Raw genomic sequence first — 21,326 nt, 5'->3', positions numbered from 1 at the left:
CGATGCTCGATTTGTTATACTTTCCGCAGTTAAAGTTCTTAAACGCATAACCCTAACCCCGTGAAACATGATTCAATATTTCGACTGCGATAAAATTGGCTACGAGGGCCCGAGCTCGAAGAACCCGCTAGCCTTCAAGCACTACAATCCGGACGAGCTTGTCGCCGGAAAACCGATGAAGGACCACCTGCGCTTTGCCGCACCTTACTGGCATGTGATGCGCAATGTGCTGGGCGATCCCTTTGGCGGTGGCACGGCGTTGATGCCTTGGGACGACGGCTCTGACTCCATCGAAAACGCTCTGAACCGCGTGGACGTTTTCTTTGAATTTTTGCAGAAAATCGGCATCGAATTCTATTGCTGGCATGATCGCGATATCGCGCCGGAACTAGGCGATCTGGCCAAGTCGAATGAAGCGCTGGATGCCGTTGTCGCCAAGCTGAAGGAAAAGCAGACCGAGACCGGCGTGCAACTGCTTTGGGGCACGGCCTGCTTGTTCAGCCACCCACGCTATGCGCACGGTGCCGCGACTTCGCCGGACATGAATGTCTACGCCTACGCTGCGGCTCAGGTGAAAAAAGCGATCTCGTGCACCAAGGAGTTGGATGGCTTGGGCTATACTTTCTGGGGCGGTCGCGAGGGGTATGCCACGCTGCTGAATACCAACATGAAGCGTGAGCTTGATCACCAGGCGGCGTTCCTGCACATGGCAGTGGATCACGCCAACGAGATCGGCTTCGATGGCCCGTTCTACATCGAGCCCAAGCCGCGCGAGCCCTCCACGCACCAATACGACAGCGATGCGGCAGCCTGCCTGAATTTCCTCCGCGAGTACGGGCTGATGGACCGCTTCCGCCTCAATTTGGAAACCAACCACGCCACGCTGGCCGGCCACACGATGGAGCACGAGCTGACGGTGGCCATCAATGCCGGTATGCTGGGCAGTATCGATGCCAACCGCGGCGATACGCTCATTGGCTGGGATACCGACCAATTCCCGACGGACATTTACGGCACGACGCAGGTCATGCTCAAGGTGCTGGAGATGGGCGGCTTCACTACCGGTGGTTTGAACTTTGACGCCAAGCGCCGCCGTGAGTCTCATGAGCCGATGGACCTCATGTATGCCCACATTGGCGGCATGGATGCTTTTGCTCGCGGTTTAAAAATTGCCGCGGCTATTCGTGAAGACGGCCGATTGGCCAACTTTGTGAAGGAGCGCTACAGCAGCTTCGACAGCGAGCTTGGTCGAAAGATAGAAGCCGGTAAATGCAGCTTTTCCGAACTGGAGCAATTCGCGCTCGGCAACAGTGAGCCACTGCTCAAAAGCGGCCGTCAGGAAATGCTGGAAAACCTGGTCAACGAGTTCCTTTAAACCTGTATGAAAATTGGTCGGGACGCACCTCCGGGGCGTCCGCCCATTAGGTGGTGTTCAATGATACTTACTGCAACGCGGACGCCCCGGAGGTGCGTCCCTACCTTAAAGACTCTTACACCGTGGACGAGTAGCGCTGCTCGTTCACGGGCTGGAGGTAGGCGTCGAAGCACATTGCCAGATTGCGGATAAACAAGCGCCCCAGTTCGGTGACGTCGAATCCGTAATCTGTCCAGATGATGAGCCCGTCTTTGGCGGGTTCTTCCAGTTGGGCAATGGCGCTGGCGAAATGCTCGCGGGCGTCAATGTTCCATTGTGTGGAGAGCGCGTCGAAGTCGAGCGAGAGGTCGCACATGAGGCGCATGATGACGTTGCCGCGCAGCTTGTCCTCATCAGTTAACTGGTAGCCCCGGGTAATGGGCAGGCGACCCTTGGCCAGCGCGTCACGGTAGGCGGTCAGGTCTTTTTCGTTCTGTCGAAACGCGCCAGCAGATTGCGAAATCGCCGAGATGCCGAAGCCGCAAATTTCGACGCCGGCCTTGGTGCTGTAGCCTTGGAAATTGCGTTGAAGCGATTTGTTCTTTTGCGCAATGACCAGCTCGTCATCAGGCAGGGCAAAGTGGTCAAGGCCGATGTATTCATAGCCGGCACTCGTTAACTTTGCGATGCAAAGCTGGAGTAGTTTTAACTTCTCGCGTGGTGTGGGCAGGGGGTGGCGTTCGAGGATTTTTTGCGCGGGCTTGATCCATGGCACATGCGCGTAATTGAAGATAGCAAAGCGGTCCGGCTTCAGGCCGAGCACGGCGTCGAGCGTGGCGTTGAAGCTCTCCGGGTTTTGCAGTGGTAAGCCATATATGAGGTCGATGTTGGCTGAGGTGTAGCCATGCTTGCGAAGCAGTTCCATCGCGGCGATGTTCTGCTCGTGCGGTTGCTCGCGATGAATCGCTTTTTGCACATCTTCATTGCAATCCTGAACACCGAAGGAGGCGCGCGTGGCCCCCATGCGGGCAAACGCGGCGATGTGGGATTCGTCTAATCGACGCGGGTCGAGCTCTACCGAGATTTCCGCATCGTCGGTAAAGGCAAAGTGGGCGTGAATCATTTCGCCCAGGCGGTCCAGTTGCGCGGCGGTAAAGAAGTTGGGCGTGCCTCCGCCGAAATGCATTTGGGTGACGCTTCGGCCAGGCTGGAGATGGCGGGTAAACAGTGCCAACTCTTGCTCCAGGAGGTCCAGATAGTCATCCGCGCGGTCATGGTTGAGCGTGGTGATCGTGTGGCATCCGCAGAACCAGCACAGCGTTTCGCAAAACGGCAGATGGAAATACAGCGAAAGCGGCGCGGTGGAGGTCTCCGTCGCAGCCAGCACGGCCTGCGCATCTTCCACCGGGGCAAAATGGTTGGCCGGTGGGTAGCTGGTATAGCGGGGGCCGGGGCGTGAGTATTTCTCAATGAGGGCCAAGTCTGCTTCGCTTAACTCCATGGGTTGGATTAATGCATTTTTGGGCCAGGATTGCACGTGAAAACAGGCTTATTGCAGTATTGTAAATTCGAGGCATTAGCGGCGCTTTGCATTTGCCATCAGGCAGTCAGGAGCAATGCTGCACGCTACTATGACCGCCAAGGTAAAGCGATTACCCACTGCTGTCGTCTTCGATTTCGACGGGACCATTGCCGATTCGTTTAACGATGCGGTGCGGCTGTATAATCGCCTGGCTCCGGTCTATGGTTACCGGCAGGTAACACCGGAGAATCTGCCCGCAGCGCGGAACATGACGATGAAGCAGTTCATCCGCGCTTACGATATACCGCGGATGAAGATTCCGTCGATGGTTCGCGAGGGGCGGCGCATTTTCGGCAAGCGCATTAGCGAAGTGAAGCCGATCCACGGCATGCCACAGATTTTGCGCGAGCTACGGCCTCACGTGAAGACACTCGGTATCCTAACTTCGAACGCTAAGCTGAACGTCGAGGCCTTCCTGGCGAAAGAGGACATCGCATTCTTTGACTTTATCAGCACGACGACCAAGCTGGCGGGCAAGGCCAAGAACCTGAGGGCAATCATGAAAACCTTCACCCTGGAACCGGATGAACTCGTCTATATTGGCGACGAATGCCGGGACTTGAAGGCAGCCGCGAAGGCGGAGGTCAGCGCGGTCGGCGTAACGTGGGGATTCAACCTGCGCCATGTGCTGCAGAAGCAGGAACCGGCCACCATCGTGGATGAGCCGGAAGAGCTGCTGGCCTGGCTGCGTGATGAGAAGTAATTACTCCGCGTCGGGGTCGAGGTAAATGCCCTGAAACGGATGCTGGTCGAGAATGTTGGGATACCAACCCTGAACCGCTGGATTGACTAGGTAGGCGCTCACGTAAAAATAGATCGGTGCTACCGGCATTTCTGCCATGAGAATGGCCTCAGCCTGCTGAAAGAGCGCCAGCCGCTCCTCGGGGTTGCTCGCCTTGGCCGCTTGTCGGATCAGTGCGTCGTAGTCGTCGTTTTTCCAGCGTGAGCTGTTCGTGCCGGACCAACTCGACATGAGGTCCAGAAAGGTGCTCGGGTCGTTGTAATCGCCGATCCAGCCGGCGCGAACGATGTCAAAATTGCCTTCGCGGCGGTTAATCAGATACACCTTCCAATCCTGGTTGATCAGCTTGACGCGGACGCCCAGGTGGGTTTGCCAGAAATACTGGATAGCCTCGGCGATGGCCTTATGGCTCTCCGAGGTGTTGTAGAGCAGTTCCAGTTCGCGCAGGCCCTCGCCATTGGGGTAGCCAGCCTCGGCGAGCAGGCGCTGAGCTTCGGCGATGTTGGCTTGCAGGTCTAGGCTCATGGTGGCCTCGGCGGTGTAGCCCGCCGTGTCCGGTGGAGTAAAGTGACTGGCGGGAATTTGTCCGGCCTTGGTGATGTTTTCTGTGATGCCTTCGCGGTCGATGGCCAGGCTCAAAGCGCGTCGGACACGGGCGTCATCCAAGGGCGCTTTCTCGGTGTTGAACCCGTAATAGTAGGTGCCCAGATAAGGTGAGATGCGCAGTGCGTCGTCCTCGGCTGCCTGATAGGGCGGTATTTTGTGCGTCGGAATCGCGTAGGAGATGTGGATCTGCTCGGAGCGAAAAGCACGCTCCTCGGCATTGAGGTTTGAAAACGGCAGGAAATGCACGCCGTTGAGGAGGATGTCGTCGCGGCCCCAGTAGAGCGGATTCTTTTTGGTCTCGATGCGGTCATGCACACGCCATTCTTCCAGGGTGAAGGGGCCGTTGCCCACGAAGTTTCCCGGACGCGTCCAGCGGGATTCGCGCTGGTCGATGGCTCCGTGGGCCAAGATGGTAGGCGGATGCACGGGGAACCACGTGTAGTGCGTCAGCAGGGATAAAAAATAAGGCGTCGCTTCGTTGAGCGTGATCTCTAACGTCCGCTCATCGATGGCCTTTACGCCGACCTGCGAGAAGTCAGTGAGCTTGCCGGTATTGAACGCCTCGGCGTTGACCATCGGGTAGAGCAGGGAGGCGTATTCCGCAGCGAGTCGAGGCGACAAAATACGCTCGTAGGCAAAGGCGAAATCCGCCGCCGTAACAGGGTCGTCGTTGGACCACTTGGCGTCATCCCGCAGGTGAAAGGTGTATACGCGGCCATCGTCAGAAATGTCCCACCGCTCGGCCACGCCGGGCAGCGGCTTCAGTGTTTTGGGGTCCGGCCGTACGAGCCCCTCCAGCAGGGCCACCAGGATGTTGTGTTCAGTGACGCCGGTGACGAGGTGCGGGTCCAGCGCCGAGGGCTCCGTACCATTGGCCCGTAGCAGGATCTGCTCGCGGTTGGCCTGTTCGACTGGCGTTTCCCGCTGGCCGCAGCCACTGCAAAACAGGGCAAGGATGATGGCGATGACGGGCAGACATTTTGGCATGGACGCAAGCATCCACGCGCGGCGGCGGTTGTCAGTTATATTTTCTGATCGGATGCGGAGTTAGCCTGCGGGCAGTGCGACCGCACGGGTCTCCGGCTCGCGCTGTTGGCTTACCGAAGCGTAGAGCGGTTGGCTGTTTACGATGGGGAGCTCGATGATAAACGTCGCCCCGAAGCCTTCCTCGCTTTCGCAAAAAACGCGACCGCCGTGAGCCTCCACGACATGCTTGACGATGGACAGACCGAGGCCGGATGAGGTCTCATCTCCCGTAGGTTTGGCCGTGAGCTTTTGGAACTTCTGGAAGAGCTTGGCCTGGTCGTCGTCACTAAGGCCGGGGCCTTCGTCGGTCACGGAAAAGCGCAGCATTGTTTGCTTTAAATCGCAGCCCATGGCCACATCGACGCGGGCGTTTGGCGGCGAGTATTTGACGGCATTGCTGATGAGGTTATCCAGCGCCTCCATGATGCGGTCGCGGTCGCCCAGCACGAAGTAACTGCGCTCGCAAACGTAGTGGATGGTGATGTTTTTCTTCTTTGAAGCAAAGCGGTTGAACTCGACGACTTCGTTGGCCGCTTCGGTTGCGTTAAAGGGTTTATCCGCGACTTGCATGCCGATGCGATCGATGGTCTCGGCTTTGAGGACTTCATCGATGATTTTCAGCATGTTGTTGGCGTAGCGGGGGATCTTCTGAAAGAGCGTCCGCGTGTTATCAGGAATGTAGCGATTGGGGACGTGTTGGAGGCTCATCTGCATGAGGTCGGACACGCCAATGATCGCTGCCAGCGGGTTCTTTAAGTCGTGAGCCGCGATCGAGAGCAGCTCCTGTTTGGCGTCCAGCGCGGCCTCAGCTTTTTCTTTGGCGCGGCGCATTTCGCTTTCCGCCCGGATGCGTTCCCTGACTTGTTCCTGGGTGCGGGCTCGCTGATTGGCAGAAATCACCCCGATCAGCGTTGAGCCGATAAAGCCCACCAGCAGTGCAATGAGAGCCGTTTGCCGTAGCTGGGAAAGCTGGCCTTCGTAGGCGCTGATGCGGTAGTCTACGCCGACAAAGCCTTCCAGTGAGCCATCTGCCCGCATGAGCGGTGCCGCCGCTGAGATGAATCGCCCGAAGTCGTCCAAGTAGTAGTCCGGGTAAACGAATGGGCGTCCGCTGGCCAGCGCCTGACGCGCCTCGGAGTCGTGGGGGTTACTTGTCGGAAAAAGCTCCATGATGGCGGAGCTTTCGGTGTCGGGAAGTTTGTCAATGCGGCTATCCTGCGCGGTATCGAGGATGAAATATTGCTGCCCATCCTGAATGATCATCGTGTAGAGATAGTGCACCTCGGGAATGATACGGTGGATGTTCACCAGCGGTTCCAGGAGCTTGCGATGCTGCTCGCTGTCGGTCAGGGCGGGGTCACGCAGTTGGGCGTGGGATTCGACATCCACCACGGTCGCGGCGAGCATGGCGAGGTCTTCCACGCGATCACGCACGCGGGTGTCGTAGGTCTGCACGGCCAGCAAGTAGAACAGGCTGATGCAGACGCTCACTACCAAAAAAGCTAACGAACCCGCGACGATTCCCAGCATCGCGGGTGTGAGGCGGTGCATCTTGAGTAAGAGCTGTTGCGTCACGTTTTCTAGGTGGTTTCCTGTATAAAAAGCGAATGATATGCCACAATTGAAACCTGAGTCTCTTTTAAAAATGAAAACTTTCGTCGCCGAATGCATCAGGTGCGTTACGGAATGTCTAAAAACTGGCACCTTATTTTTAGCGTGCGTTCACGCAGGGACAATTTAGTCTGAGAGGATGTCCTTCTCCGGCAAAACAATTATCCTGGGTGTCACCGGTTCCATTGCCGCTTATAAAGCGGCGGACATCGCTTCGCGCCTGACGCAGGGCGGCGCAAATGTCTTTGCCGTGATGACCGCAGAGGCCGCCAAAATCATTGGCCCGATCACCCTGCAAACGCTGACGCGCAATCCCGTTAGCGTGGATTTGTGGGACGAGGGTAAGGGCTGGCAACCGGGGCATATCGAGCTCGCCGACAAGGCTGATTTGTTACTTATTGCCCCAGCGACGGCTAATATATTGGGCTGTTTTGCTCATGGCTTGGCTCCTGACCTCTTAACGAGTATTTATTTAGCCACACCGGCCCCCGTGATGATCGCTCCGGCAATGAACGGTAAGATGCTTTGCCACCCGGCAACGCAGGCTAACATCGCCAAGCTTCGCGAATACGGTGCGCACTTCATCGAGCCGCAGGAAAACGGCATGCTCGCCTGCGGTTACGAAGGCGCGGGCAAACTGGCCACGGTGGATGACATTGTAGCCCGTGTGGAAGCGTTTTTCGCTGACAAGTAATGCGGGCCGTCGTGCAGCGGGTTACATCGGCGGCGTGTCGCGTCGATGGGGACACCACGGGTGAGATTGGCCCGGGCCTGTTGGTCTTCCTCGGTGTGGGGCAGGGTGATGACGCCGAGGACGCCGCCTGGCTCGCGCGCAAGATCGCCGCACTCCGGGTATTCGAGGATGACCAAGGCCGGATGAACCGCTCGCTGGTCGACAGCGAGGGTGGGGCGCTGGTCATCAGCCAGTTCACCCTGTTTGGCAACGTGAAGAAGGGGGCCCGGCCGTCCTTTAACAAGTCAGCCCCGCCGGATGAGGCCAATGATCTCTTCGAGCGGTTTAAGGCGCTGCTCGCAACGGACCTCGGCAAGCCCGTCGCCAGCGGGGTGTTTGCCGCCGACATGAAGATCGAGGCACATAACGACGGGCCGGTCACATTGGTGATCGACACGCGGCAGCGTGATTTTTAAGACGGTGCTTCCACTGGATAACGGTGAAACCCATGCGCGACGAAGTTTCCTACTCTTCGAATAACACCACCTTGCTCACTACGGCGATCACGGTGCTGGGGCTGAATGTAGTCCTGATGCTCGTCAAGCTGGGCGTCGGCTACGTGGGCAATTCCTACGCGCTGATTGCCGATGGCGTGGAGTCGGCGAGTGATATTTTTATCTCCGTGGTTACCTGGGGCGGCTTCCTGCTGTCGCTCAAGCCGGCCGATGAAAATCATCCGTTTGGCCACGGTAAAATCGAGTCACTGGTCGGCATCCTGTCGGGCATGGCCTTGATGGGGGCGGCCATTGCGATTGCGGTATTTTCGATCCAGGAAATTCGCTCACCGCACGCGGTGCCGGAGTGGTATACGCTGCCAGTGTTGATCATGGTCGTCTTCACCAAAGAGCTGCTCTTTCGCAAGGTAATTGGATTAACGGAGGAAAATTTCGACAGCCGCGCGCTGGAGGGAGACGCCTGGCATCACCGCAGCGACGCCTTGACCTCGGCCGCCGCCGCAATCGGCATTTCGATCGCGCTCATTGGTGGCAAAGAGTGGGCGGCTGCGGACGATTGGGCCGCGCTCGTGGCCTGTGTGATCATTTTCACGAACGCCTTCCGCATCATTAAAATGTCCCTGCACGATGCGTTGGATGGCAAGGTCGCCACGAGCCTCGTCAAGGCGCTGCGGGAAGAGGCGGGGCGGCACCCGCAGGTCTGCCTCATTGAAAAATGCCGGGTGCGCAAAAGCGGTCCGGGCTATTTCGTGGAAATCCACGTGCAGGTGGATGGCTCGATGAGCATCTTCGACGGCCATGCGCTGGGACACGAGGTAAAGGACCATCTGGTGGCGCAATTCCCGTCGCTGCTCGACGTGACGGTTCACCTGGAGCCGTTTGAATCGAAGTAGTTCGTTTGGAATTTGGAGTCGGGAGTTACGAGCCAAGAAAGTGGCTGCCGCTCCTGCCTCAAAGGAATGAACGTTTTTGCTTGTCTTTACAGGGGGGAACGCCAATTTTTCACCGTTTACGTAAATTTCAATCAACCGAAGCCGTTACATGCGCGACGAATATTTAATCGAAGCCCAGAAAAAAGTCGAAGATCCCAACATCCTGATCAACCTGGTTAGCCGCCGGGTCAAGCAGCTCAAGTATGGGATGAAGCCCTTGGTCGAGTCCCTCGAAAAGCTCGAGCCCGAGGACATCGCGCTGCGCGAGATCATCGAAGGTAAGATCGACTACGAACTTTACCACCCGTCGGAATCCGGTCTTTAATTCGGAGCCGGCAAGATTTTCCAGCGGATTGGCTCAGGCAGGGCCAATCCGTTTTTTATTTCGCCTACCACCGTGGCCAAGAAAAACAAAGACGATCACCTCAAGGAGTTGCGCAACAGCAAGGCGCATCACAATTACTTTGTGGGTGAAAAGTTCGAGGCCGGCGTCAAGCTGACCGGGCCCGAGGTGAAGTCCATCCGCGCGGGCAAGGGCCAGATCACGGAGTCCTTCGTACGGATCGACAGCGACGGCGTGCCCACGCTTTACCACGCCTACATCGACGAATTTCAGTTCGACAACACCGGTAAGCACAACCCGACACGCCCGCGCAAGCTGCTCTTGCACAAGAAGCAGATCGACCGCATTAAACGCGAAATGGAAGCCGGTGGCCAGGCGCTGATCCCAACCCGGCTTTACTTCAAGCAGGCCCTGATCAAGGTGGAAATCGCTTTGTGCAAAGGCAAGAAGCTCCACGACAAGCGTGACACGCTCAAGAAGAAGCAGCAAATGCGCGAAGCCGACCGCTACGTTTCCTCGCGTCGGTAACGCGGGGTAATTATGAATGCAGAATTATGACCATTTCCAGCCAGAGCTAAATTAGATGGTTTCGCTACGGTCTGACTTTCATCATTCATAATTTTTATCCATAGCATGCTCCACGTCGTTCTGCATCAGCCTGAAATCCCGCAAAACACGGGCAATATTGGCCGTATGTGTGCGATCACGGAGAGCCGGTTGCATTTGGTGCATCCGCTGGGGTTCGTCATCACGGACAAGCAGCTCAAGCGCAGCGGCATGGACTACTGGCGCGAGCTGGACATCCACCACCACGCCGACTGGGGTGCCTTCCGGGAGACAGTCCGCCCGCCGCGGGCCTGGCTGCTCACGACCAAGGCTGAGCGTACGATCTGGGACGCCGACTTTGCCGATGGCGACGCCCTGGTCTTCGGCAACGAGGGGCATGGTGCCCCGGACTGGCTTCACGACGAGCTCGACGCCACGCGGATTACGATCCCGCAGTTTGCGTCCAACCTCCGCTCACTGAATCTTTCCACAGCGGCGGGCATTGTCGTCTATGAGGCACTGCGGCAGATTCGCCACGCCGGATAGCAGCCGGTGAAAAATGAACGCCCGCCCTGCATTTCGGCATTGACGAATCAGGTGCCGTCGATGCTTTTGATGACCATGATCAAGCGCATCATCCTTCTTCTGTTGACCGCCGCCGCTTTGCTGGTTGCCGGTTCCGGCTGTTCCTCCACTGACACCGACGAGCACGGTGTGGTCCGCGACGGCGGTTGGTTCTAGAAACGGTTTCAGCCAACTTTAGTTAAAGATCCTCTCGGTCTTTTCTAGTATTCCTAAACGTGTGCCATATGCCAAGCGGCATCAGATATGTCGCAGGATCGATTAGTGCAGGTATGAAGTAAAGCCAGCGGTTTTCTGCTGGGGCAAAAATCAAAGCTAACGAGCAAGATACGAGTGCTATAAAAGGTGTTACGGAAAAATTTTTGTCTATGCCTCGTCTCTGGTTGCGCATAGCTGTAATGATGCCCGCGTAATTGCCTATTGCGATGCATAGGCCAAAGCCGGAAAGACATATCGCGATCCAAGTCATGCTACTGTCGAAGCCTCACCGCAGACCAAGCTTTTTCCAATACACTTCGAGCGCTTCGAGGTTGATCGGCATGCTGCGGAAGCCGATGTAGCCGTCCGGGCGGATCAGATATAGTGCCTGCGACGCGGAGACGCCGTAGTTTTTGTGCGCGGTCGAGCGGGCGTCCAGATAAACGCTTCGCTCGTTGAGCAGCTTGGGCGGCTTGCGCCCACTGATGTAGGCGCAGTTCACCCAGTCGCCCAGCGTGTCTTCAGCGCTTTGTGCGGCGGCCTTCAGGCGGACCATCTGCTCTTCCTTGGCATCGCTGTGGGTAAAGAGAAGTAGCGTGTAATGCGGGCCGTTGAAGATATCATAGAGTCGCATGGGCTTCCCGCTGACGCTGTGGGTGACGATGGCGTCCGGCGCGCGGTCACCGGGCTGAGGACCGTGGGAAAAGGGGGCTCGCGAGCTGGTGTTGATCTCGCCCATGAATTCGTCGACCCACTTTGTCTCGCGGTAGTGGACGTTCACCTCCTCAATGGAGTCGACCATTTTGTGCTGCACGACGCCGAGGCTGGCGACGATGGGCATGAGCCGGTTGCGGATGGCGGCACCCACGGGATTTTGTAGCGTGGCGACCTTGGTCATCCGGTCCGTTAGCTCGACGACGTCATTGCCCACGGGTAGGCGCTCGGGCGAATAGCTGTCGAGCAGGTCGCACTTGTCCTGCAGCTTCAGGGCGAGCTTCCAAGCGAGGTTGTAGGCGTCCTGCATGCCGGTGTTCATGCCCTGGCCCCCGGCCGGGCTGTGGATGTGCGCGGCGTCCCCGGCGAGGAACACCCGCCCATGCCGGTAGTTCTCCACGATGCGGTGGTGGATCTTGAAATTGGAAAACCACACGCCCTCGCTGACGTGGCTTTGGTGCTTGGTGCGGTCATCGAGCAGGCGCTGAAAGTAGGCTTCATCCAGCTCAGGCTCGGTTTTGCTGCGGTCGGTCGCCACGACGCGGTAGCGCTTTTCCTTCATTGGAAAGAGGATGACGAAACCGTCGCCGTGGAAGAACATGTGCATCTCGTCGGGGGCCAGGCCCCAGTCGATGTGCACATCGGCGAGGACGAAATTTTCCTCATACGCCTCACCCTTGAAGTCGAGGCCCAACTGGTGTCGCACCACGCTGTGTGCGCCGTCGCAGCCGACCACGTAGGGGTAGGCTTTCTTCTCGATGACGCCGCCTTTCTTGAGCAGCTCCACCTCGACGCCATCCTCGTAAAGTTCTAGCGATTGCAGCTCCACGTAGCGCTCCACCTCGTGCCCGAGCTCCTTGAGTCGCTCGATGAAAAGGCCCTCCGTCTGGCTCTGGGGGATGTCGAGGGTGAAGTTAAACGGGCTGTCCACTTCGCTGAGGTTGACGTGGGTCAGCTGCTTGCCCTCGGCGTAAAAATTGATTCGGTGCACCTTGAGCCCGCGCTCGATAAAGCGCTCGACGATGCCCATGTCTTCGAGCATTTCCAGCGAGCGCGCATGCACGCCGAGCGCCTTGCTGTTCTTGGAGGGCTCAGGGCGTTTTTCGATCAGGCGGAACGGCACGTTATAGCGCGCCAGCTCGCACGCGAGACAGAGGCCAACCGGGCCGGCGCCGACAATAAGGACTTTGGGTGTCATAATGCAGTGAGTGAACGAAGGGGGAAATGTAAGACCTTTTCTTTCAATATCCCTTTGCGTCGCAATAGCAACGGAAACTCTTACATGAAACCGGAAAAATCGAGGTGATGCGCTGGGCAAGCGGCGGGGACAGCGGGTGTAGATGGAATGCGATGGAGTGGCGGATCGCGACGAAGATGGCGAAGCAATTTCCACATTCGCTTACTATCTATCTAGAAAAAATTAGCTACCTCATACGCCACCCTGACACATTCGTCGGCAACCGGCTCATCCATCTCTCCTACCACTCCATCTTTCTGCCAAAACGTAGTGTAAAATAGATAGATAGTAAGCGAATGTGGAAATTGCTTCGCCATCTTCGTCGCGATCCGCCAGCACGACGAAGAACATATCCTCTCGATTGTATGCAACATTAACGCACATGATCAGCCTTGCGGGCGACTCGACAGAGCCTTCCATCAACTATTTGCGTCATTTTTTTAACAAGTTGATCCATTCCAGCAAGTGGACGGACCATTTTATCAACAAGATGAGCGATTATTTCGACCAGACGAGCCATATTTTCGGCCAGACGAGCCATATTTGCGGTAAAAATACCTCTTCCAAGTCAAAGGGGGGCCGTTTCGATACCGGCCTTGCGTCCACGGCAAACAGCGGCGGTCATTTGAGCGCCTGGATGAAAGGCGCGAGTTGCTGACAGTGGGTTCGGGCTACCGTATGGGGAGCGCGTTTGTCGGATGGGCGGCGTAAGCCCAACGGGCTTATCCTACGTAGCGAGGGGCAACGCCCCTCGTTACGTGTTGGGGCCGTTGGCAAGGCTGGAGGCCTTGTCCAATGCGCGGGTTGCCGGGGTGATTAGGACAAGGCCTCCAGCCTTGAGCTTGATGAGGCGTTTGTTCGAGGGACGTTGCCCCTCGCTACGTATTGGCAGCCCTTCAGGCTGCTGGAACTAGGGCTCGGTGGGCGCCTAGGCAAATTTGCGGGCGTAGCGGTAGGGCTCACGGTCGATGTGAGGGGCCTCACCCGTAATCAGCTCGGCTGCGAGCTTGCCGGTGGCCGGAGCCATGCTAAGGCCGAGCATGTTGTGCCCGGCGACAATCAGAATGTGCGGTCGGCGCGGGGCCTGGTCGATGATCGGGAGGCCGTCCCACGTCATGGGGCGCCAGCCGTGCCAGGTTTCGGTAATTTCGGCACCCTCGGGCTCACGGAGGTATTGCCCGGCGCTGCGGCGGATCGCGCCGAGGCGGGTCTCGTTGATCGACTCATCGAAGCCGGCAAACTCCATGGTGCCGCCAAGGCGGTAACCGGTGTCAAAGGGAGTGGCGACCATCTTTACCTCTTGGAAAAGGCAGGGGATTTTCACCGGCTGCCTCGGCTGGGTAAAGGTCATGCTGTAGCCTTTGCCGGGCTCGATGGGGATGCGGCAGCCGAGGGCGCGGTTGAGCTTGGCTGACCACGCACCGGTTGCGAGGATGATCCGGTCGGCGTGAATTTCATCCCGCGCGGCATAAAGCGTGTGGCGATCAATCCCGCCCACGCGAAAGTCTTCGCGGATGGTGACGCCCATTTCACGGATAACGCGCAGCCATTCGCTAACGAGCTTATCCGGCTTCAAGTGGGCGTCCATCGGGTAGTGCCAGGCACCGTAAACATCGTCGAGCAGTGCGGGCTCGCGCTGGTGGAGCGCGGTGCCGGTTAGCGGCGTGGCGGCGAGGTTGTGCTCGGCGAGCAGGGCGTTGGTCTGCTCATAGCCGTGCATACCCGCCGCGTGCTTGAAAACGAAGAGCACGCCCTCGTCGTGCCACTCGCAGTCCATATCGTGCGCGGCAAAAAGCTCGTCGTAAAGCTGGCGGGAACTGTCGAGGATGGCTTTGCGCCCGTGCATTGCGGCCAGCATGTCGCCGGTGTTACAGCGATTGGCGAACTTGAGCAGCCAGAGGAATTTGCCCAGATCGAGGTCGGGCTTGATGTAGAAGGGGGAGTCGCCGCGGAGCATCCACTTGAGCCCTTTCGTGACCATGCCCGGCTGAGTGAGCGGCAGAGCGTGGCTGGGTGTCACGAGCCCGCAGTTGGCGTGGGAAGCGCCACGGCCGATGCGCCCCTGGTCCACCACGCACACCTCGCGCCCGGCTTGGCGTAAGTAGTAGGCGCAGGCGAGACCAATGATCCCGCCGCCGACGATGGCGATGTCGTAGTGTGCACTCATGAAAACCAGAGCGTTTGAAACACAGTGTGAATTTGTTAAAGCGTGTTCCAGACCAATCTGCCGGGAGCATCGGATTTGTAAGAATTCTTATCCGATTAAAAAATTTGCGCGACTCTCAAGGCTCGCCGTGTTTAGTTCCGTGCATGAATTTTGCGATACTTGGTGCCGGTGCCTGGGGCACGGCTATGGCCATTAGTTTACACCGGGCAGGGCGGCGCGTCACCCTCGCGCCCCGCCGCATGGAGCACGCCCTTGCATTGGCTTCCGACCGGGAAAACAAGGACTACCTGCCGGGCTACCGCTTGCCGCACGATATCCAGATCGGCTGCGAGATTGCCCCCGTGCTCATGGAGGCCGATTACGTGATCCTGGCTTGTCCGTCCACGGGATTGCGCGAGCTTTGCGAGAAAATCCGCCCTGCGCTCGCGGGCGCGGTGCAGCTCAAGATGGCCATCGCTTTGTGCAAGGGCTATGAGCGCTCAAGCCTGCGCGCGCCGGCAGAAATCATCCAGGAAGTGCTGCCCGAGCTGACCGCCGCTGTGCTCTCGGGCCCGACCTTTGCGGGTGAAGTGGCGGCGGGCAACCCCACGGCCATCGTCCTGGCCGCCGAGGGCGATATCGACCAGCTAACCGACGCCCAACACGCGATCAGCAGTGAGAGCCTGCGCGTTTACCGCAGCAACGATCTGCGCGGTGTGGAGCTCGGCGGTTGCCTCAAGAATGTTTACGCGATCGGCGCGGGGCTCTGCGATGGGCTCAAGCTGGGTGACAACGCCAAGGCCGCGTTCCTGACGCGTGCGCTGGCAGAACTCGTTCGCTTGGGTGCCTCCGTAGGCGGTAAACCGGAAACCTTTTACGGGCTCAGTGGCTTCGGTGACCTCGTGGCCACCTGCAACGGCGAGTGGAGCCGCAACCGCACCTTTGGCGAAGCCATCGCGCAGGGGCAGGGCATTAGTAAGTTGCTCGAAGGCCGCAAAACGGTGGTCGAAGGCTACTGGGCCGCGCAGTGCGTCAAAGAAATTGCCTCGAAGGCCGGCGTCGATGCACCAATCTTGGGCGAAATTTACCGCGTCTGCTACGAAGGTGCCGCCCCCGTGGAAGCCGTCAAAAACCTGATGGGCCGCGAGCTCAAAGCCGAGTAGGCAACCTGCGGTTGCATCCGGGGACGACGGATCGCGACGAAGATGGCGCAGCAATTTCCACATTCGCTTACGATCTACGACTATTCAAAAATCCCGCGCATCTATCGTGTGGCCCAAAGAACCGCCTTTCTTAATTAAGATAGATTGTAAGCGAATGTGGAAATTGCTGCGCCATCTTCGTCGCGATCCTTCCCAGCAATCCGATACACATCCGGGCCTTATCCCTTCAATCCCAGGAACTGGGCCAGCGCATCGATAACGCCGGCAAGGCTCTCGCCAGCTACCAGCCCGGCCGCGATCACGATAACGTATTTTGCCGCCCAATGCTTGTTAATGAGCTTGGCGATGACGCCGATCATCGAGCCGAGGAACATCGCTATGTTAATAAACGGCGGGATAATTAACGCAAAGCCGAGCGATGATGCGCTGGGCACGAAGACTTTGGCTTTTTCGGGTAACATCGCCTCGGCGACGGCCAAAATGATGCCAATGACACCTGCTATCGCCATGGCGGATGTTGCGCCCTCGGGCACGGCGTGAAAGCCCTCGGCGAGCACTTCGGCAATCGTCTTCCAGGCCGCCACGGCAGGTGCCGGCCATTCTTCGGTGAGGAGCTGCTTTTGTGGGTCGCTGATCAGGATTTTATACGCGGCGCAACCAGCGATAGAGCCGGAAATGATGCCAAATACCTGGGCGATGGCCTGGGCCTTCATGTTGGCACCGATGAGCTTGCCGGTCTTTAAATCGTGCAGCATGTCCGAGCATTGGCCCGCCGCACCACCGGTCACATTGGCGGCCATCAGGTTGATGGTAGTATTGGCTGGTGCCAGAAAGCCAAAGGTGACCTGTGTGATCTTACCCAGTGCACCGATGGGCGGGATGCCGGTTTCTCCAGAGACGCGGCCTGCGATAATGGCCAGGACAAACGATAACATAAACGCCACCGCGCCGAGCCAAATGGGGATATCGAAGAACGCCTGTTGCGCAATGACGCTTAAGATCAACGCAATGACGCAGCCCGCAATAAACCAGCTGCGTGGGAAATGGCGTTCGCCACCGGGTTCGTAGTCGGCGTTTTCGTCGACGGCGGCCGCTTCGGCGGCGGTCTCAGCCTGCTGTTTTTGCCAAAAGATGCGTGCCAGCGAAATGAAGAACGACATGAGTGCCGCAGCCGCCATCAGTGTGACGCCCGGCCAGATGGTCCACTCGTAAATTTTGCCATACCAAAGGCCGTCGAGTGCGGGCTCGATCCAGCCTTCGGCGAGCAGCTCGCGCGGGAGAATCATCCAGCCGATTATCGTGCCCAGCAGCAGTGAGATGCCCACGCGTGGTCCGACAATCGCGCCAAAGCCATAGAGCAACAGCGATGGCGAAAGGTTCAGCCCAATCGCGCGCCAGCTAATGAAATCCAGTCCTTTTTGCACGACATTGGGCGGCGCGGCATAGCCCCAGCTTGCCGGGAGTTGGGGGAGGGTGATCTTGAAGATGAAGGCATCCCACAGCTTGACGCCACCAGCGATGATGCCCGCCGCCATCAGCAGCTTGATGCGGTAGGCGGCTTCCTTGCCACGTGAGTATATCTCGGTAATGGTCTCAGCGGTGGCAACGCCGTTGGGGAAGGGCAGGCCGTCGCGGTCGAGCATTTGTCGACGCACGGCAAGCGCACATATAATACCCGCAAAGCTGACCACGAACACCCACGCGACCAGCATGGGATAATGAAACGGTTCTCCGCTGATCAATTGGAGCGCGGGGATCGGTGCAACCAATCCTGCAGACAAAATCGAGGCCGCCGCCGAGGCCGCGGTCTGGTTGATATTGTTCTCCAATAAGCCCCAGCGTGGCGACTTGCCGAAGTGCGCGAGGCTGTTCCAAAAGGCGTAGCTGACCAAGGCCGCAGCGATGGACATATTGAACGAAAAGCCAATCTTCAGACCGGTGTAGATATTGCACGGGGCCAGCAACGCGCCCAGCAAGACGCCGGTTGCGATGGCGCGCACGGTGAGTTGTCGTTCCGGGGAGGCCATGGTGCGTGATACCCGCCCACGGGGAGTGATGGCAAGGGTTTATGCAATTTTAACCGCCCGAGTTGGTGTCGTAACCCTAGAATTATGATGCAATTTTCCTAAACTTCACCCTAGTTGATAATTCTTTACCGCTAGGTCTTGACGGACCTGTTCGTTTGGGGCAAATCGAACTGCTAATGAGAGCTGCTTTCAATACTACTGTGCTGGCACTGACCAGTTTTTTCTCCTGTCAAATGGCTAACGGGGCTCTGGTGATTAACTTCTCGCAAGTCGGACCGGATGTTGTTATTTCAGCCTCAGGCACACTGAATGTATCAGGCCTGACGCTTTATGGTTCTTTCATGGGACCCACCTCGGTGAGTCAGGTCTTCAGCACTGTCGCTGATCAAGGATTCTTTCGTTCGGTGGACATCGGTGATCAAAATTACGAACTTCCGGTTCTCCATCGCTTATTTAATTCTAATGTGCCCTTTGCTAATGCGGTGAGTGCTGGTGACAGTTTCGGTCTGTATACTGATGAGCTCTTTGGTTACACCGATATTTATGTCCCGGCAGGTTTCACCAGCGGGACAATTAATGGTACGATGACCATGGCAAATACGGATTTGACCTCGCTTGACGTCAATCCACTGGCGCTCGTTAGCTGGGGGCCTGGGTCCGACCAAGCTCTGAGCATTACGGTGGGAGCGTCGGTGATTCCTGAACCGTCGATTTACTTGGCTATTTTCGGTTTTGCCGGACTCGGTTTGCTGCTATGGCAGCGCCGAAAGAAGGCCACCACTACCAAAAGCTAATTCGGAAAGCCCGGCTACATGCCGGGCTTTTTGCTTGGATTAACTCACTGTTTTCAAGCGAACGTGGGGCAATGAACTGGGCAAAAAAGCCCATTAGCCTTTGACACCCCGCACTGTTTTGATGATGGTCTTTTCGACCCTGCGCCAACTCCAATCATCTTGGCGCGGTATGAAAACATTATGTGTGGAATAGCAGGAGAAATGCGTTTTGATGCCCAGTCACCGGACACGGCGGCTGTGGCCCGTATGATGTGCCAAATGGTCCCCCGCGGACCGGATGGCGATGGTATGGTGGTTCGGGGGCCTGTTGCCTTGGGGCACCGGCGCCTGAAAATTATCGACCTGTCCGAGGCTGCTCAGCAGCCGATGGTCGATTCCGAGAATGGCCTGACCATTGTCTACAACGGTGCCATTTATAACTATCCGGAACTGCGCGAAGAGCTCAGCGCCAAGGGCTACCGCTTCTTTAGCCATGGCGACACGGAAGTCATTTTAAAAGCCTACAAAGAGTGGGGTGTTGATTGCGTGAAACACCTCAACGGCATGTTTGCGTTTGCGATTTATGAGCGCGATACTGGTCGCCTGATTTTGGCGCGTGACCGCGTGGGCATTAAGCCGCTCTACTTCACAAAGGATGCCAAGCGTTTGCGCTGGTGCTCCAGCTTGCCGGGCCTGGTTAAAGCGGGTGAGGTCGATACGTCGCTCGATCCGGTGTCGCTCAATTACTACATGACGTTCCACTCGATCGTGCCGCCCGAACGCACGATCCTGAACGGCGTCAAGAAGCTGCCGCCCGCCACGGTGGCCGTGGTCGAGCCTAATGGCGAGATGACGCAGTCTACCTACTGGACGCTCGAATACGGCCAGACTGAAGAGCAAAAATCCTGGACCAAGGACGACTGGGAAAACGCCACGCTCGATGTCATGCGCGCCGCGGTAAAACGCCGCCTCGTAGCCGACGTACCGGTCGGCGTGCTGCTGTCCGGCGGCCTCGATTCCAGCCTGATCGTGGGCCTGCTCGCCGAGCACGAAAGCCAGCAGATCAATACTTTTTCCATTGGCTTTGAAACCGTGGGCGACGAAGTCGGCGACGAGTTTAAATACTCCGACATCATCGTCGACCGATTCAAGACGAGCCACCACAAGCTGCACATCGATTCGCAGAAAGCACTGCCCGCGCTGAAGGATTGCATTGGGCAAATGTCCGAGCCGATGGTCAGCCACGACAACGTCGGCTTCTACCTGCTCAGTCAGAAGGTTGCCCAGCACGTCAAGGTGGTCCAAAGCGGGCAGGGGGCCGACGAGATTTTCGGCGGCTATCACTGGTATCCGCCGATGATGACCGCAGCCGATCCGCTCGACAGCTACAGCAAGGCGTTCTTCGACCGCGACTTCACCGAATACAAGGAGCTGATGCAAAGCAAGTGGGTGGAAGAAGATTACGCCCGCGACTTTGTGAAGACGCACTTCTCGATGCCGGGTGCCGAAGCGCCGATCGACAAAGCCATGCGCATCGACGCGCTCGTAATGCTCGTCGACGATCCGGTCAAGCGCGTGGACAATAACACCATGGCCGCCAGCCTGGAGGCGCGCGTACCGTTCCTCGATCACGAGGTGGTGGAGTTCGCCGCCCGCGTGCCCGCGGAGCTCAAGATCCAAAACGGCGGCAAATACATTTTGCAGGAAGCCGGGCGCAAGGTGATCCCACACGAGGTGATCGACCGGCCCAAGGGTTACTTTCCAGTGCCGGCGCTGAAATACCTGCGCGGGCCATTCCTGGACCTCGCGCGCGACGCCGTGCTCAATGACACCGCCAAGCAGCGTGGCCTCTTCCAGCCCGCCTACGTGGAAAAACTCCTCGCCGATCCAGAAAAGCACATCACGCCGCTGCGCGGTTCCAAGCTCTGGCAACTGGCATTGCTTGAGTTGTGGTTGCAAACGCATGGCGTGGGTTAATTCACCATGAGCAAGCTCTACTTCACTATCATCATTCTTTCTGTAATGGGCATTTTCACTGGTTTATTTGGCAATCAGGAAGAGCCTGAGAAAAAATTCCCACCGGTGCCCGCCTGGGAGCCTGAGAACTACATGACGATAGAAGCAGTCGTAGACCGATTCAAGTATTACACGGACGGCAAGAATGACTTTGTTGTTTATGGAAACGGCACTTGTGTAATCGTGCCCGACAGCTTGTCGGATGCTGAAGCAATTAATGCTGCCGATGGTATTCTGGCAGATATTTTTGGATATCATCCAGACATGAATCCGAAGCAGATGGATGACGGAAACATTTTGATTTTTTATAATCATCCGGCCTATACCGTTTTAATTGTTAAAGACTTAGAACCACAGATGGGTATAATCCGAAATAGGCATTTAGACGGATTAACACAAAGCGAGGTATTAATGACACCTATGGGTCCGAACAAATTTGATGAGTTTGGTATGAAAGCTCTTTATGGAAGAAGTTTATTTTTCATGGACGCTAAAAATCCTAAAGCCGTGAGAGTCGTTCGAAAATCAAGTTAACCATTA

20 protein-coding genes are annotated in these 21,326 nt (G+C 57.3%); 14 read left to right on the top strand and 6 right to left on the bottom strand.

Features of this window, described 5'->3' with window-relative positions:
- Nucleotides 1–67 precede the first annotated feature (67 nt).
- Nucleotides 68–1,375 (top strand): xylose isomerase, encoded by a 1,308-nt coding sequence (gene xylA, locus O3S85_RS06495; protein ID WP_269539005.1) that lies wholly within the window; start codon nucleotides 68–70, stop codon nucleotides 1,373–1,375.
- A 115-nt stretch (nucleotides 1,376–1,490) separates the two neighbouring features.
- On the opposite strand, the gene hemN is transcribed toward xylA, so the two are convergent.
- On the bottom strand, nucleotides 1,491–2,855 hold the full coding sequence (gene hemN, locus O3S85_RS06490) for an oxygen-independent coproporphyrinogen III oxidase (RefSeq protein ID WP_269539003.1): 1,365 nt from the start codon (nucleotides 2,853–2,855) through the stop codon (nucleotides 1,491–1,493).
- 115 nt (nucleotides 2,856–2,970) lie between these two features.
- Here hemN and O3S85_RS06485 point away from each other — a divergent pair, with 115 nt between their 5' ends.
- Nucleotides 2,971–3,639: an HAD hydrolase-like protein gene (locus O3S85_RS06485; RefSeq protein WP_269539001.1), complete on the top strand. Its 669-nt coding sequence runs from the start codon at nucleotides 2,971–2,973 to the stop codon at nucleotides 3,637–3,639.
- Here O3S85_RS06485 and O3S85_RS06480 read toward each other — a convergent pair whose 3' ends face one another.
- Entirely contained in the window at nucleotides 3,640–5,271 is a 1,632-nt protein-coding gene (locus O3S85_RS06480; RefSeq protein ID WP_269538999.1) for a peptide ABC transporter substrate-binding protein, read from the bottom strand.
- A 60-nt stretch (nucleotides 5,272–5,331) separates the two neighbouring features.
- Nucleotides 5,332–6,885, bottom strand: coding sequence for a sensor histidine kinase (locus O3S85_RS06475; RefSeq protein ID WP_269538997.1), 1,554 nt, complete (start codon nucleotides 6,883–6,885; stop codon nucleotides 5,332–5,334).
- Between the two features lie 175 nt (nucleotides 6,886–7,060).
- Between O3S85_RS06475 and O3S85_RS06470 the strand changes: the two genes are divergently transcribed.
- The 7 genes from O3S85_RS06470 (at nucleotide 7,061) to O3S85_RS06440 (ending at nucleotide 10,671) form a co-directional block, all read left to right on the top strand.
- The gene (locus tag O3S85_RS06470) at nucleotides 7,061–7,615 is read left to right on the top strand and encodes a flavoprotein (RefSeq protein WP_269538996.1); all 555 of its coding nucleotides are present in this window, start codon (nucleotides 7,061–7,063) and stop codon (nucleotides 7,613–7,615) included.
- Nucleotides 7,615–8,070 (top strand): D-aminoacyl-tRNA deacylase, encoded by a 456-nt coding sequence (gene dtd / locus O3S85_RS06465; protein WP_269538995.1) that lies wholly within the window; start codon nucleotides 7,615–7,617, stop codon nucleotides 8,068–8,070. Before O3S85_RS06470 ends, dtd begins: the two co-directional genes overlap by 1 nt.
- 32 nt (nucleotides 8,071–8,102) lie before the next feature.
- Nucleotides 8,103–9,002: a cation diffusion facilitator family transporter gene (locus O3S85_RS06460; protein WP_269538994.1), complete on the top strand. Its 900-nt coding sequence runs from the start codon at nucleotides 8,103–8,105 to the stop codon at nucleotides 9,000–9,002.
- Nucleotides 9,003–9,150: 148 nt separating this feature from the next.
- Nucleotides 9,151–9,366, top strand: coding sequence for a DNA-directed RNA polymerase subunit omega (locus O3S85_RS06455; RefSeq protein WP_269538993.1), 216 nt, complete (start codon nucleotides 9,151–9,153; stop codon nucleotides 9,364–9,366).
- Nucleotides 9,367–9,438: 72 nt separating this feature from the next.
- Entirely contained in the window at nucleotides 9,439–9,912 is a 474-nt protein-coding gene (gene smpB, locus O3S85_RS06450) for an SsrA-binding protein SmpB (protein ID WP_269538992.1), read from the top strand.
- Nucleotides 9,913–10,017: 105 nt separating this feature from the next.
- Nucleotides 10,018–10,476, top strand: coding sequence for a tRNA (cytidine(34)-2'-O)-methyltransferase (locus O3S85_RS06445; RefSeq protein WP_269538991.1), 459 nt, complete (start codon nucleotides 10,018–10,020; stop codon nucleotides 10,474–10,476).
- A gap of 6 nt (nucleotides 10,477–10,482) precedes the next feature.
- Nucleotides 10,483–10,671: a hypothetical protein gene (locus tag O3S85_RS06440; protein ID WP_269538990.1), complete on the top strand. Its 189-nt coding sequence runs from the start codon at nucleotides 10,483–10,485 to the stop codon at nucleotides 10,669–10,671.
- 325 nt (nucleotides 10,672–10,996) lie between these two features.
- On the opposite strand, the gene O3S85_RS06435 is transcribed toward O3S85_RS06440, so the two are convergent.
- Entirely contained in the window at nucleotides 10,997–12,622 is a 1,626-nt protein-coding gene (locus tag O3S85_RS06435; protein ID WP_269538989.1) for an FAD-dependent monooxygenase, read from the bottom strand.
- A gap of 421 nt (nucleotides 12,623–13,043) precedes the next feature.
- On the opposite strand from O3S85_RS06435, the gene O3S85_RS06430 reads away from it, so the two are divergent.
- Complete coding sequence (locus O3S85_RS06430) at nucleotides 13,044–13,319, top strand: hypothetical protein (RefSeq protein ID WP_269538988.1); 276 nt, start codon at nucleotides 13,044–13,046, stop codon at nucleotides 13,317–13,319.
- Between the two features lie 270 nt (nucleotides 13,320–13,589).
- Here the strand turns inward: O3S85_RS06430 and O3S85_RS06425 are convergent, their stop codons facing one another.
- On the bottom strand, nucleotides 13,590–14,828 hold the full coding sequence (locus tag O3S85_RS06425) for an NAD(P)/FAD-dependent oxidoreductase (protein WP_269538987.1): 1,239 nt from the start codon (nucleotides 14,826–14,828) through the stop codon (nucleotides 13,590–13,592).
- Nucleotides 14,829–14,971: 143 nt separating this feature from the next.
- Here O3S85_RS06425 and O3S85_RS06420 point away from each other — a divergent pair, with 143 nt between their 5' ends.
- Nucleotides 14,972–15,970 carry an NAD(P)H-dependent glycerol-3-phosphate dehydrogenase gene (locus tag O3S85_RS06420; protein WP_269538986.1) on the top strand — a complete coding sequence of 333 codons (999 nt, stop codon included), beginning with the start codon at nucleotides 14,972–14,974 and terminating at the stop codon, nucleotides 15,968–15,970.
- A 218-nt stretch (nucleotides 15,971–16,188) separates the two neighbouring features.
- On the opposite strand, the gene O3S85_RS06415 is transcribed toward O3S85_RS06420, so the two are convergent.
- The gene (locus tag O3S85_RS06415) at nucleotides 16,189–17,997 is read right to left on the bottom strand and encodes an OPT family oligopeptide transporter (protein WP_269538985.1); all 1,809 of its coding nucleotides are present in this window, start codon (nucleotides 17,995–17,997) and stop codon (nucleotides 16,189–16,191) included.
- Between the two features lie 200 nt (nucleotides 17,998–18,197).
- On the opposite strand from O3S85_RS06415, the gene O3S85_RS06410 reads away from it, so the two are divergent.
- The 3 genes from O3S85_RS06410 (at nucleotide 18,198) to O3S85_RS06400 (ending at nucleotide 21,320) form a co-directional block, all read left to right on the top strand.
- A complete protein-coding gene (locus tag O3S85_RS06410; protein ID WP_269538984.1) occupies nucleotides 18,198–18,791 on the top strand; it encodes a PEP-CTERM sorting domain-containing protein in 594 nt (197 codons plus the stop codon).
- Nucleotides 18,792–18,971: 180 nt separating this feature from the next.
- Entirely contained in the window at nucleotides 18,972–20,747 is a 1,776-nt protein-coding gene (locus O3S85_RS06405) for an N-acetylglutaminylglutamine amidotransferase (RefSeq protein WP_269538983.1), read from the top strand.
- Between the two features lie 6 nt (nucleotides 20,748–20,753).
- Nucleotides 20,754–21,320, top strand: coding sequence for a hypothetical protein (locus O3S85_RS06400; protein ID WP_269538982.1), 567 nt, complete (start codon nucleotides 20,754–20,756; stop codon nucleotides 21,318–21,320).
- Nucleotides 21,321–21,326: the final 6 nt, after the last annotated feature.

The sequence above is a fragment of the Cerasicoccus sp. TK19100 genome (genome assembly GCF_027257155.1).
Lineage (GTDB): Bacteria > Verrucomicrobiota > Verrucomicrobiia > Opitutales > Cerasicoccaceae > Cerasicoccus > Cerasicoccus fimbriatus.
This window is presented reverse-complemented; position numbering and strand designations above follow the sequence as displayed.